The organism is Vibrio sp. A1-1 (assembly GCF_021728175.1).
Lineage (GTDB): Bacteria > Pseudomonadota > Gammaproteobacteria > Enterobacterales > Vibrionaceae > Vibrio > Vibrio diabolicus.
The window spans coordinates 16,370-31,051 of the sequence record NZ_JAKKCL010000003.1; the positions used below are offsets into that span (position 1 = coordinate 16,370).

The 14,682-nt window shown below is 43.7% G+C and carries 6 protein-coding genes and 2 pseudogenes; 7 read left to right on the plus strand and 1 reads right to left on the minus strand.

Going from position 1 to position 14,682, the window contains the following annotated elements; translation table 11 throughout:
• The first annotated feature begins 4 nt into the window (after positions 1–4).
• The 7 genes and pseudogenes from L3V30_RS07105 to L3V30_RS07135 form a co-directional block, all read left to right on the plus strand.
• Positions 5–6,436 carry a DEAD/DEAH box helicase gene (locus L3V30_RS07105; protein ID WP_237308585.1) on the plus strand — a complete coding sequence of 2,144 codons (6,432 nt, stop codon included), beginning with the start codon at positions 5–7 and terminating at the stop codon, positions 6,434–6,436.
• Between the two features lie 2 nt (positions 6,437–6,438).
• Positions 6,439–8,592 (plus strand): UvrD-helicase domain-containing protein, encoded by a 2,154-nt coding sequence (locus tag L3V30_RS07110; RefSeq protein WP_237308586.1) that lies wholly within the window; start codon positions 6,439–6,441, stop codon positions 8,590–8,592.
• A 309-nt stretch (positions 8,593–8,901) separates the two neighbouring features.
• A complete protein-coding gene (locus L3V30_RS07115) occupies positions 8,902–9,186 on the plus strand; it encodes an IS66 family insertion sequence element accessory protein TnpB (RefSeq protein ID WP_237308695.1) in 285 nt (94 codons plus the stop codon).
• Positions 9,187–9,861: 675 nt separating this feature from the next.
• On the plus strand, positions 9,862–10,899 hold the full coding sequence (locus L3V30_RS07120; RefSeq protein ID WP_237308587.1) for an IS110 family transposase: 1,038 nt from the start codon (positions 9,862–9,864) through the stop codon (positions 10,897–10,899).
• A 308-nt stretch (positions 10,900–11,207) separates the two neighbouring features.
• A complete protein-coding gene (gene ltrA / locus L3V30_RS07125) occupies positions 11,208–12,011 on the plus strand; it encodes a group II intron reverse transcriptase/maturase (RefSeq protein WP_237308588.1) in 804 nt (267 codons plus the stop codon).
• 162 nt (positions 12,012–12,173) lie between these two features.
• Positions 12,174–12,473, plus strand: coding sequence for a group II intron maturase-specific domain-containing protein (locus L3V30_RS07130; RefSeq protein WP_237308589.1), 300 nt, complete (start codon positions 12,174–12,176; stop codon positions 12,471–12,473).
• A gap of 293 nt (positions 12,474–12,766) precedes the next feature.
• A pseudogene (locus L3V30_RS07135) lies at positions 12,767–13,517 on the plus strand (transposase); the annotation flags it as partial.
• A gap of 70 nt (positions 13,518–13,587) precedes the next feature.
• Here L3V30_RS07135 and L3V30_RS07140 read toward each other — a convergent pair.
• A pseudogene (locus L3V30_RS07140) lies at positions 13,588–14,665 on the minus strand (IS3 family transposase).
• Between the last annotated feature and the right edge of the window lie 17 nt (positions 14,666–14,682).

Here is a 14,682-nt window from a genome sequence, read left to right on the forward strand (position 1 = left end):
CAGGATGTTACCTTCAGTAGTAGCCAAACAAACGGCTAGCGCAGTACAACAGTTTTTGAAAGGTGCGTTTGCAATGTCAACGCCTCTTTTTAGAAGAGAAAGTAACCGAACTGCTATCGATGATTTTGTAGATGCTCCCGATGTTCTTATAAAGGGGCCGTATCTTTCGATGGCTTTGCCCTTCAGAAAGAGTACGTTGGCGAAGGATTACTTTGATCATTTGAACATGATGTTTACGCCTTATGCGCATCAGGCTAAGGCGTTTCAGCGACTTTCCGGTGTTCAACCAAAAGGAACTCTGGTTGCAACAGGGACTGGCTCAGGTAAAACAGAGTGTTTTATGTACCCAATCCTTAACCATTGTGCAGTGCAGAACCGAGCGGGTATGCGGGATGGTATTAAGGCTATTATCATCTATCCCATGAACGCCCTAGCCACCGATCAGGCGAAACGTTTTGCAGAAACTATAGGTCAGAACCCTAAGCTCGCTGGATTAAGTGTAGGTTTGTTTGTAGGCGCACAAGAATCGTCACCGTCTCGCAGAATGAATCCTGCCCAAAAACAAGTGATCACCTGCAAAGATACGCTTCGTGATAATCCGCCGGATATTCTGCTGACCAACTACAAGATGTTGGATTACTTATTGATCCGCCCAGAAGACCAGAAGCTTTGGAGGCATAATACCGAGGAGATGTTGCAGTATCTGGTGGTTGATGAATTACATACCTTTGATGGTGCTCAGGGTACCGATCTGGCATGTCTTATCCGTCGTTTAAAATACCGCTTGAATACTCCTGATGACTTTTTGGCTTGTGTCGGTACCTCGGCAACCGTTGGTGATGAAAAGCAAGATCTTATCGATTACGCACAGAAAATATTTGATTGCCATTTTGATGATGAGGCAATCGTTAATGAAGACAGATATAGCGTCCGTGAGTTCTTCGCTGGCTTTGAAACTGTCTTTCGGCAGGTACCATTGTATGCGGATAAACAAATTGACCCCTGTTACAGCGACTCTATCGATAGCTACATTAATAAACAGATAGATATTTGGTTTGAGGACGATGATTCTGAAAAACAGGTGGATAAACCGTCACTTTATCTCTCTTCAGATTTAGGTAAAGCTGAGCGGGAAGAACGTTGCGTACAACTGGGTAGTCTGCTGATGGAGCACCAGTTCTTGCAATGGTTGCTTAACAAGTTGCAGAGCCAGATCAGCGATGCTAACGAGATGGCCGATTATTTTTCATCATTGCTTAATATTGAACCTGTTCAAGCTCTTGCCCTGATTGAAAGTTTTGTAACTCTGGTTTCCGTTGCCCGTAGAGAGTCAGAAGGATCTGTACTGCCATTCTTACAGGTTCGCTATCAGCTTTGGTTGAGGGAGCTAAGACGCTTAGTAGCATCTGTATCGGAGCAACCTCGATTGACCTTTTCTGATGATGTTGTTTCTGATGATCTAGAGAAGCACCTCCCGGTTATTAACTGCCGTGATTGCGGTGTAACTGGCTGGGCGGGCGTATTACCTACTACAGGGACTGTGATTGAAGATGATCTTGAGTCTTTCTATCGCCACTTTTTTACTCAGAACCCCGATCTGTGTATGGCGTTTCCTGCGCATTCTGATACTAAACAAGCGATTAATGGCCCTGTTCGGCTTCTCTGCCGTGACTGTTTAGCTGTTAACTCTTCAACTACTGATCATTGTGTGAGTTGTAGCTCAACCAATCTGATTTCTGTGGTTATGCCTAAGGAAATCAGGGAGAGCAGCGAAAACGGTGTTAATCGCAACAAATTCAAGATGGACTGTCCATGCTGTGGTAGTGCTAAAGGTCTTAGCGTTATGGGCTCTCGCGCATCAAGCTTAACCAGTGTGATGATCCATCAGTTATATGGGAGCCGCTATAACGATGATAAGAAGCTGATTACATTTTCAGATTCAGTTCAGGATGCGGCACACCATGCAGGATTTTACGGTTCCAGGACCTGGCCTCTTATGTTGCGCAGTGCAATAGCGGCAACTTTAGCAAATGAAGAGACAGTTAATTTGTCTGAACTGTCAAAGCGGGTTGTTGAGTACGCACGGAATAAGAGTGTATCTACTGATATCTATGTCGCGAAATTCATTGCCAATAATATGGAGTGGATGGGGGACTATCAGCATTTACTTTCTGAAGGCTCACTTCCCAAAAAGAAAAAGGGTGAACATGAAATCTCTACTTTGGTCGATGGCCGTCTGGAATGGGAGACTTTTAAAGAATTTGGGCTTCACTGCTCCATAGGCCGTTCACTGGAGCGTTCAGCTTTCGCTGCCGCAGCTGTGCCTATTGAAGTCTTAGCACCGATAGCCGACAGATTACAGCATAGCCTAGCTCAAGAGTTTGGCTCTCTTCAACATGTTACCAGCACAATGGTACTTGAGTTTTTGGTGGGGGTTCTCACCAAGCTTCGCCAACAGGGAGGTATCCAGCATACAGCCTTTAAGAGTTATATGTTTCATGGTGACGGTAAGACATACAGCATAAATGACAAAAGAACGCCTCATGGCTTATACATGCCGGGTTTTGGTCCTTCAACACGAACACCACTGTTTTTAAGCGTTGAACGAATTGGTGCGTCTTATACACCGGTAATCCAAAGTAAGAGCAAGAAAACCTGGCTGCAAAACTGGCTAGAGATAACTCTGGGTGTTGATGAAAATGTGATGGTGAGTGCTGATACCGGTGAGGTATATAGGGCTTGTTTAGGTGCCTTGACTCAAGGCGGAATATTGATTGAATCGGATACCCGGGATAATAAGTCAGGCTGGGCAATTAAGCCTGAAGCAATAGAGATTTCAAAAGACGTGACTCGCTTCGCATGTGAACGCTGTGGAGATAAGCAGGTTGTTCCTAACAGTTGGACCGGAGCTTGGACTAACATGTGCTGTCTCAATGCAAGCTGTAATGGGCGTTATCAGAACGATGTTGAACAAGCCCGTTTTAACTGGGATCAGGTTGATTGTGAAAAAGTGATAGCGGCTGAACACACCGGATTACTTGAGCGAGAAGTTAGGGAAGCGACTGAACGTTCTTTTATGAGTAAAAAAGCAGAACGTAATTCCTGGGACGTAAACTTGTTGTCTGCAACGCCGACCCTCGAAATGGGTATCGATATAGGTGATTTATCATCTGTGGTTTTGTGCTCTGTACCACCTGCACAGGCTAACTATTTACAACGAATCGGTCGTGCTGGTCGTTCAGATGGTAATGCGTTCAATGTCACGTTGGCAGAGGGTAATCCGCATGACCTGTTCTTCTATGCAGAGCCTATCGATATGATGGCTGGTCACGTGAAGTCTCCCGGCGTGTTTATGAATGCGTTGGCCGTATTAGAGCGACAGCTCACGGCTTTTTGTATGGACAACTGGGTGGCTCAGGGTGTTGATAATGGTGCAATCGATAAGAAAGTGCGACAGATGCTTAATAGTGTATCTAAAGAGTCACCGGATAAGTTTCCATTCAACTTTATTGCTTACGTTGAAGAAAATAAAGGTTCGTTACTACGCGAATTTTGCGACCTTTTTGACTCGGTATCTGAGGAAGAAATTAATCACCTTAGTGCCTATATCCGAGGTGAAGGGAGTGAGTTTGGATTGGGTAACAAAATCATTTCCCAGCTACGCTTCTTGCTGCGCGATAGAGACTCTTTGATAGACCGAATTAAAACACTCACCAAGGAAATAAAGAAGAGAAAAGATAGTCCTGTAAAAGACCAGAATTTCGAGAAAGAGATTAGAGATCTTGAAGAAGAAAAGCAGGGCTTGAATAAACTAGTTAATTCAATTAATGAAAAGCAAACGCTCAATTTCCTCACCGATGAAGGGCTGCTGCCTAACTATGCATTCCCTGAAGCTGGGGTGACGCTTCGTTCGGTGTTATGGCGTCGGAATGAGAAAAACGACGGCAGTGATGGTACACAAAAGTATTTGACCAGCACTTATGAGTATGAGCGACCGGCAGCCGTAGCTATTTCAGAACTTGCACCGAATAACTTCTTTTACGCAGGTGGGCATAAAGTTCAGATCGAGCAGGTTGATTTGGATGTATCAGAAGTTGAGAAGTGGCGTTTATGCAGTAACTGTAACCATTCGGTGAATATAACTCTTGATGGAGATGAGCATAAAGTATGCCCTCGCTGTGGAGCTCCGAACTGGCATGATGGTGGTCAGCTAACGGATCTTCTTAAACTACGTCAGGTATATGCTCGCTCGCCTGATGATAAGTCTCGCATTCATGATGATAGCGATAACAGAGAGCCTCAATTTTATACTCGTCAATTACTGGTAGATTTTGAGCGGAAAGATGTTCGCAGAGCTTACCACATTGATAGTGAGCGGGTTCCGTTTGGATTTGAGTTTATCAACAAAGCTCAATTTAAAGATATCAATTTTGGTAGCCCGGATGAGTCTAGCCCCGAATTTGAAGTTGCCGGTCAGCGCATGAAACGTGGTGGTTTTAGGGTGTGCAAGTCCTGTGGTGTTGTTCAAAATGATCGAGGAGATGCGACTCACACTCTGAGCTGTAAGTTTAAAAGTTTACCTTCTGAACCTGAACACTATATTAATTGTCTCTACCTATACCGGGAGATTGAATCTGAAGCACTTCGAATTCTATTGCCGATTACTACGTTCGGGAAGGGTTCGGTAACTGAAACTTCCTTTAGCGCAGCCATTCATATGGGACTTGAGAGATATTTTAAAGGCGATGTTTCTCATATTCACGGTGCTGTTTACGATGAGCCGATTAATGAGGGTGAAGGAAGAAAACATTTCCTCTGTATTTATGATTCAGTGCCAGGAGGTACTGGTTACCTTAAGGAATTAATGCGCTCACCGGATAACCTGCTCAAGTTGGTAGAACTGGCGTATGAGGCGTTAGAGCAGTGTTCATGTAACGATGACCCAACTAAGGATGGTTGTTATCGGTGTTTATTTGCGTATCGGGATCGTAGGAACATGCGATCTATTTCTCGTGATAGAGCAAAGGAGATCCTACGAGAGATTCTGGACAATAGCCAGAAACTGAATGAGATCGATTCGATTAATGAAATCGATCTGTCTAAGCTTGAAGGCTCCGAATTAGAAAGAAAATTTATCGAAACACTGAAAGCTTCTAATAAACAGATGCGACTTTCTCACCGGATTATCCAGGGAAAAAATGGTTATGAACTTACATTTGCCCGCAAGAGGGATGATGGTGAAATAGAACTGACTGCTGCCTGGCATGTTGAGCCGCAAGTTAATATAAACAGTGCTGATAAGGTAGCAAAATCCTCATGTCCTGATTTTGTATTCTGGCCTGCCAGATATACGAATGAAGTTAAACCAATTGCAGTTTTCCTAGATGGATTTGCTTATCACAAGGATTCGGTGGATGACGACACCGCTAAGCGTGAAGCCTTGGTTAAAAGTGGTCGGTTCCTTGTCTGGACTATTGGTTGGGATGACTTAGAACAATCAGGTACATCACATCTGACGGAATATTTTAATCATCATCAGTCGAGCCTGATTTCAACGAATATGGTTAATCAGTTCCTTAAAAATAACTACACCACACTGGTTAATACGCAAAAGGATTCAAATAACTTTGAATTGCTGATTAATCTTCTCTCTTCACCAAAGTCAGTGTTACCTGTCTACCAAGAAGTTGCGTTTGCCCATGCGTTTTGCTGGTTAGCTTTGCCGAGCCATGAACCGACACCAAATAAACACAAATATGAACTGGAAGCTCAGGAAAACATACCTTCCTGCCTAATTGAACATTTCCTACCTGAGGAAGACTTCCTGTTTGGTGGTTTACTGGATTCTTTGGCTACATCTGAAAAGACTGTAGAAATTTCGGTGACCCTTCCTCATTCAGCATTAGCGAATGCAACGTTACAGCGATTGATAGATGAGATATGGATACATGTGATCTTTGACGATGCTGATTCGTCGATTTCCCGGTATAAACAAGATCTATTCGGTTTTTGGAAGATACTGAATTTGCTACAGTTACTACCGAATAGTAGTTGGTGTAGCCGTAAAGGTATTAGTGCTGTGGACTTGGTTTCTCAGGCTGTCGAAGAGGAAGGCTCATATTCGTCTATAGACGCAATGGAAAATGAGCTTACTCCGTGGGAGGAACAATTGGAATACACCGATATTTCTGGTGAGCCAGATCTTCTAGTCAGCAGTGGCTTACCTGTTGGTCTAAACGGATTTGATATCAAGAATGATGCATCGGAGTCTGTAGCGGAAGCGGAGTTCGCCTGGCCCGATAATAAGGTTGCGTTGTTAACGGAAGAACAACTAGAACATAAGAAAACGATAGAAGATTTGGGTTGGCAGTGTTTTGTAGAGCCAGTTAATGAAGCACTGATTGAACAACTGTTAGTGGTTATAGGAGAAGAATAATAATGGCAGATAGTCAACAACTTGCGATTTCAGATACCTTTTTTACCGCTTTTGCCGCACTGCCGAAGCAGCAGCAAAAGAAGGTCAATGACTTCATTAATAAGTTTCGGGCGAACTCAAAAAGTTCTGGAATCCACCTGGAAAAAATAATCGAAAGTAAGAGCAAGAACCTTCGCTCAGCCAGAATCGATCAAACTTACCGCGCTATAGTGTTCCAACCTGAAAAAGGAAGCGCCTTTATCTTGCTGTGGGTTGATCATCACGATAAAGCTTACGATTGGGCTAAGCGGTATAGCTGCCAGATCCACCCGTCGACCGGTTCTATACAAATTATCGATACAACTTATGTTGAAGAGACTGAGGTCATTACCAAAAAAGCTCCGGAGGTGGAAGCTTCTGAGGTTTCTTCAACTGCTACTGTAGTACCTCTATTCAAGGGGTACACCAAACAGCAGTTACTGGATCTTGGTATTCCGGAAGTATTTATCGAAAAAGTTCTCCGGTTAACAGACGAAACTCAATTGGAAATGATGGAAAAGGCGCTCCCAGCCGATGCTTATGAGCCGCTTTATCTACTCGCAGCAGGAACACCGTATGATGAACTATTGGCTGATCTAAATGAGGTACACGGTTCCGATATTGAAGTTGATACTGAGGACTTTGATGCTGCACTGCAGAGAGCGGGTAGTAAGAGTCGCTTTATGTTGGTGGAAGATGATGTTGAACTGGAGCAGATGCTGAATGCTCCACTAGAAAAATGGCGTGTTTTCTTACATCCAAGTCAGAGAAAACTGGTTAACCGTAACTGGAACGGACCTGTTCGCGTTTCTGGTGGAGCAGGTACAGGTAAGACGGTTGTTGCTATGCATAGAGCCCGCTGGCTGGCTGAGCAGCTACCTGCGGACTCAAATAAGAAGGTCTTGTTCACTACTTTCACCAAAAACCTTGCGGCTGATATAGAACATAACCTTAAGAAACTTTGCACACCTGAGGTAATGAAGCGAATAGAGGTCGTTAACATAGACCGCTGGATACATAGTTTCTTGAAGCGCCATAAATACAGTTATAACGTTGTTTATGACTACAACAATAAGCGTGAAGCATGCTGGAAAGCAGCAATGAACCTCAGGCCGACCGAACTATCTCTGCCGGATAACTTCTACCAGGAAGAATGGCGCTTAGTGGTTCAGCCTCAGAATATCTCTGATATGAAAACTTACTTTAAAGCCAAGCGAGTAGGTCGTGGGACCTCACTAACCAGGCCTCAGCGAGCCAAGATATGGTCTGTTTTCGAGGAATACCGAAATCAGTTGAGTTTCCACAACATTAAAGAGATGCCGGATGCAATGGTTGATGCTGCTCAGATTATCGAGCAGAAGTCGATTAATATGCCGTATGTATCTGTTGTTGTGGATGAAGCCCAGGATATGGGAATGCAAGCATTCAAGCTATTACGTAAGATCGTGCCTGAGCAAGCTAATGACATGTTTATAGTTGGTGATGGCCATCAGCGGATTTATAGCCGAAAAGTTGTTCTCGGACAGTGTGGTGTAAATATCCTTGGTCGTGGTCGCAAGTTGAAAATCAACTATCGCACAACGGAAGAAACTCGTCGTTTTGCAGTGAGTATCCTTAATGGGGTTACAGCAGATAACCTAGATGGTGAAGATGATCACAGTAGTGATTATCTATCCCTATTCCATGGTGATGATCCATTTATCAAGTGCTTTGACTCCCAGGATGAAGAGATAAGCGGAATTCATACAGAGATTAAAACCCTGCTAGATGAAGGTGTACCACAGAAAGACATCTGTCTTGTGGCAAGGACGGATTACATTAGAGAACCGTATATGGACGCTTTGGAAGCTAACGGTTTATCTACCTATCTTGTACAGCGTAATGGCATTGAAGACAGAAATGTTGATGGCATTAGGATCGCCAGCATGCATCGCGTGAAAGGATTGGAATTCCAGTTTGTGTTTATCGTTGCCGTAAATGATGGAGTAGTGCCTTATTACAAGTCTATATCTGAAGATCCAGTTGAGCAGAGAGATCTGGAGTTTAATGAAAGAGCACTGCTTCATGTTGCTGCTACACGGGCAGTGAAGCGGTTATATGTAAGCTCTTCAGGTAAGCCGAGTAAGTTTGTTGGGTGAGTACAGTCAACTTGTAGTGTTGTAGATGAATTTACCACCAAATAATGCCTCTGGTGTTTGAATCTTGTCCCAAGCACCGGAGCCTCAATTGGGGGGTTATGGCTTTAAAATACATATCCTCGTTACGTACCAAGCTGGTGTTCAGGTCGAAGAAAACGTTAATATTAGAACACGGCCACAACATAGATAAAAAGTAAGCGCGTCATAACTCCCACATTCTAATCAATCTCGGTACGTCCAAAGATCAAACCTCCAACCTCAAGGAGACCTGAAATGGCAAAACGACATACCGACCAAGAATGAAAAAACCTGTTCGAGCAATACGAATCCAGTCAACTATCCCAACGCGTGTTCTGCGAGCGCCATGTTCTCAGTGTTTCGACCTTCTATGCAAAACGTCAACAGTTGCAGTGCTCTGGGCCACCTCAAACAGGTGGCTTTATCCAAGCCGAAATCGTTGAAAAAAAGACACGCTACCAGATGACTCAAACCCCTGTTGACAACATGACACTGTTCATTAACGACGTTGAACTCAGTATTCCCCAGGGAACACCTGCGGCCTACGTAGCCGAATTAATCGGAGCGCTGTCATGAAGAGCATGAAGAGAATACTGAGCGATCCGAATGTTTACCTGCATCGGGAGATTCTGGATTTTAGCAACCCATCAATTGCCTCGCGGCGATTATAGAGTCCGAAACGGATTTACCATTAGGCAATGTGCGCTATTCCTGTTCACTAATAAACAACGCGACACAATCAAAGTCTTGTATCGGGGTACGCCACGAACAAAATTTGGAGCTGTATTGCTGATGAGAGAAGGCCTGTCGAAATCTACCTGTAGGGGTCGGTTTCAAACCACCAAGTGCTGCTGTATTTAAGAGATATGGTAGTAAGCGACTTTGGAAAAGGTATCAATGAAATATCAGTTATGAATCAAGAAGATGAGCGAAAGCAAACCGTCCGATGACGCATCGTTAAGTATTAAGTATAGTCAAAACTTGGGGCGCCCAGTACCCCAAGGATGAGCTGAAAGGAAACCTACTTACTGTTTCAGTGGCAATCGGTGTATAGGCGGCATGAGCTTGATTTAGGCGGCAGTACGGAACGTGGTAACCTGCATAAACATGATAAGGCAAATACCATGAGAAAGAATACCGAGGGTTTATGCAGGGGCGGAGCAACTCGTAGTAGATGTGTGGACTCCCTTCCCTTGAGGGAGTACGGTTTGAATTCTATTGAGAAAGAAAGCAACCTAAAGGAGTCCACATATGAACAATGTTACTATTCTTGCTATTGATTTGGCAAAAGATGTACTTCAGGTATGCAAAGTCACATCAAAAAACAAGATTTCTTATAATAAATCAATTACTCGAAAAGCATTAAAAGAGCTGCTTAACAATGAAAAAAATTGTTTGGTTGCTATGGAAGCATGTGCATCTAGCCAATATTGGTCTCGTTTAGCATTAAAGTTAGGCTTATCGGTTAAAACGATGCACGCCCGCCACGTAAAACCATTTAGAACAACACAGAAAACAGATAGAAATGATGCTTTAGCGATTGCAGTCGCTGCTACTCAGTTGACGATAAAATCGACTAGGATATTAACTATAGAAGAGCAAGGTTTGCAATCTTTAGGGCGAATAAGAGATCTACAGAAATCTCAGTGTATTGCTATATCAAATCAAATTCGTTCATTGCTTTCTGAATTTGGAATTACGATAGCAAAAGGTGATAAAGCCCTTAGAGAAGCTATCCCCTATATTATTGAAGATGCTGAGAATGAGTTACCTCATCAATTAAGAGTCGCTCTATTTTCTCACTGGGAAAACTATCAAAATCAAGTTGAGCGCTTAAATGACATTACAAAGCAGCTTGAAGCTGAAGTTCATAAAAATACTCATTGTAAGAAGCTCATGAAACTTGAAGGTGTAGGCCCATTAGGTGCTGTCGGTTTACTGACTGCACTGGGGGATGGTAGTTCATTTAAAAATGGACGAGCCGCTTCAGCTTGCTTAGGTGTAACTCCAGTTCAACATAGTTCTGGAGGAAAGGAAAAAATTGGCAGTATTGCAAAGAAAAGTTCAGGACTAAGACTTCGTAGTATTTTATTTAATGGAGCAATGTCAGCAGTATCGAGCTTATCTAAGAGAGTAGCAAAAACAGTAAAAGAAAAATGGCTTCAAGCGCTAATAGAGCGAAGAGGGAAAAAAGTTGCTGCAATCGCTTTAATTAATAAAAATGTAAGAACAGCCTACGCAATGTTACAAACCGATACTGAATATAAACCTCAATTGCTTGAGGCTTGAGCCGAACACGTCAATGTAATGCAAAAAAACAGGTAAGACCAACCAGTAAAATTCAGTGTCTCACTAAGGCATAAAAGCCGTGTAGTAGTTTTGATTTACTGGTGCGAAAACATCCTAGGGCGAAGGTAGCTCCTTCAAAGTAGCCCGTATATAAGTCCGCATCTAACCGTGTTTTATTAATTTACTTTCTTGACGTTACCAGGGAGTCCATATAAGTGATGAAGCATTTCTAATGAGTGTGGAGCGAAGGAGTTGCATTATCCAGTTGGTGAAATTACGTCAACCTAGTAACACTAGGGAGGAGCCACATGGCATCAACAAAATCGTTTGATATTTCAAAACAGCTAGTTTGGAATGCATATAAACGTGTAAAAGCTAATAAAGGTGCTGCGGGTGTGGACAGAGTTTCATTGTTTGCATTTGAGCAAAATTTAAAAGGGAACCTTTACAAGATATGGAATCGTATGTCGTCAGGCTCTTATATGCCACCGGCTGTTCAGCAGGTAAATATACCTAAGAAGGACGGTGGAATAAGGAGTCTGGGTGTTCCTACTGTGTCAGACCGAATCGCACAGATGGTGGTTAAGATGTTAATCGAACCAGAAATCGACAGATGCTTCCATACCGATTCGTACGGCTATCGATTGGGTAAGTCTGCTTTACAAGCTGTTGAGAAAACTCGACAACGTTGTTGGCGGATGGACAGGGTTGTAGAGTTTGATATCAAAGGAGCGTTCGATAATATCGATCATGTTCTCCTGATGAAAGCGGTACGTCATCACGTAAAGGAGTCGTGGGCTTTGCTTTACATCGAAAGATGGCTAAAAGCACCAACTTTCACCGTCGCTAGTACTTTGATGCCTCGAACCCAAGGTACGCCTCAAGGTGGGATCATTAGTCCATTACTGATGAATCTGTTCATGCACTACGCATTTGATGTTTGGATAAGCAAAACATCTCCAAAGTGCCCATTTGCTAGGTATGCGGATGATGCCGTTGTACACTGTCACTCCGAAGCCCAAGCCAACTATTTGCTTCGAGTGATAGAGGTAAGGCTGAAGGAGTGCAAGGCTCACAATGCATCCAACCAAGTCAAAGATTGTGTACTGTAATGACAGTAATCGACCACTTGCCTATACAATAAAGGCATTCACCTTTTTAGGTTTTACGTTTAGACCAAGAAAGGCGAATAACAAGGAAGGAAAGCTATTTACAAGCTTTTTGCCTGCGGCAAGAAACGAAGCGTTAAAATCCATGCGATCACGTATCAGGACTTGGCGTTTGTCAGTAAGAACTCCCTCAACGTTGGCAGAGTTATCACGTTTATACAACCCGATATTACGGGATGGTTCCAATACTATGGATGTTTTTATCCAACACAAATGCACAAACTAGCAGACTATTTGGAACTCAGGCTGGGACGTTGGGCAAGGCGAAAATATAAACGCCTTGCAGGGCATAAGCGGAAAAGTGCACAGTGGTTAAGGCATGTCGCTAAAAGTTGGCCAAGCCTATTCATCCATTGGCACTATTTTGAGGATCAACGATTGGGTAATGGGAGCCGTATGATATGAGAGTATCACGTACGGTTCTGCGAGAGGCTAGAGGTGAGACTCCTCTGGTCTACTCACCACAAAACGGGCTTCGCTCTTTGGTATAAGAGGCTGGAAAAAGCCAAATTCAAATGGTCAACTCAAGAGAAAAAACAGGTGTACACCCTGACTCAATTTGACTTAGACCGCCTGTTGTCTGGCTTTACCATAATCGGCATAAACTGATCAAAAATAGACGGTTTTACAATGAGTTGACCCCGATAAACGTCAGTTCTACCAAGCCTTAGAATGATGTTTTTAGTATAAAAAATGCCATGAAAAAGACGCCCGATATTAACCCAGAAAGCCAAGACATCGCCGAGCTTCAAGCTATGGTGAAAGACTTAATGTCTGAACAAAAAGGCTGGCAAGAAAAGGAAGCGCAATGGCAACAAGAGCGCCAATCCATAATAGAGCAGCTTAAGCTCGCTCTTGACCGCCAGTTCGCCAAACGTTAAAAAGCGTTAAAGCCTTATAATGAAGCGCAGGGTGACACCTCTTCAATGAGGCGGAATGTGAAGCGGCTAAAGTGGAAGATGACGTTGTTACCACAACAGTCGTGCGAGCGCCTGTCCAGGGGGCTTCTTGGGTGACTACTCTGGCTATCTGCAAAGTGATGACTACGGTGCTTATGACGGATGAACGAAAGTCACCAATGTTGGCTGCTTCGCTCATGCTCGTCATAAATTCATGGATGCGAAGAAGCTTCAGGGTAAAGGTAAATCGGGGAAAGCAGATGTCGCGTTAGCGAAAATCCAAAAGCTGTATGCACTTGAATCCCGATTAAAACTCGCTTAGGCTGAAGAGCGTTGGTCTGAAATGCAATCCAGTGTCAAACCCATGCTGGATGACCTCTATGAATGGTTAACCACGCAGAAAGTCATCTAATCGAGTCCTCTTGGTAAAGCCATCAAGTACACCTAGGGTCAGTGGCCTAATCTGATACGCTATGTTGAAGATGGGCATTTATCTATCTACAACAACCGAGCGGAGCGTACAATCAAATCGCTGGTCATTTGGCAGAAAGAACTGCCCCCAAGAACTAATCCAAAACTTCACTAGTAATGCTTGTTAAATTACCGCAGTTTCGTGCCGTTCATGTGGTCGCTGCAAACTCAGAAGGAATCAGGTTACCCAGAGCTGAGTGGGGACGACTTTCATTGTAATCCATTCGCCATAGGCTGATTAGGTCACGAGCATGACTCAAATCCCTAAACCAGTGCTCGTTTAAACATTCATCTCTGAACTTACCATTAAAACTTTCAATATAAGCATTTTGTGTCGGTTTTCCTGCTTGGATTCATTTTAAAATCACACAATGCTGATAAGCCCTTTGGTCGAGTGCTTTCCCTGTAAATTCTGGACCTTGATCCGTTCGAATCGCTTCTGGATAACCTCGAAACGCCGCGATAGACTCCAGCGTGATCACGACTTCGTCCCCCGAGATCCCCGTAGCAATAGAAATATCTAGGCACTCCTTTGTATAGTCATCCACGATCGTCAGGCATTTAATCCGTCTGCTGTTACTGAGCGCATCCATCACAAAGTCCATAGACCAAGTGTGATTCGGTACTGAAGGAAGCAAGAGAGGCTCTCGCTCAACATACTGTGATTTTCTACGTCTCCGTTTGCTGACCATTAAGCCTAATTCGCAGTACAAGCGATAAACTCGCTTATGGTTAACATCAAAACCTTCTCGCCTCAGAAGGCGATGGATTCGACGGTAACCAACCCGACGTCGTTCCAATGGCGGATCTTTTATACGAGCCTGAATCTTACCATCCTAGCGGTTAGATTGAGGTTGATATCGTATTGACGCGCGTTGAATACCGACGAGAGACAGGCTCTGCGTTCTAAAAGCTGGGTGACTTTCTGAATAACTTTGACAGCCTTGCGCTTGTCCTCGACGGTCAGTACTTTTGGTTGAGAGCTATGTTAAGTGCTTCTGCATCCAGCAGAGTATCAGCCAGCAGCTTTTTGAGCCGAGCGTTCTCGTCTCCCAGTGCCTTAAGGCGATGGGCTTCAGAGACATCCAGTCCTGCGTATTTCTTGCGCCATGTGTAAAACGTGGCATCCGATATCCCATACTTTCGGCAAAGCTCTCGGGCGTGGATACCTACTTCCACTTCCTTTAAAATGGCAATGATTTGTTGTTCATTGAATCGTTTTTTCATGTTCATCATCTCCTTGG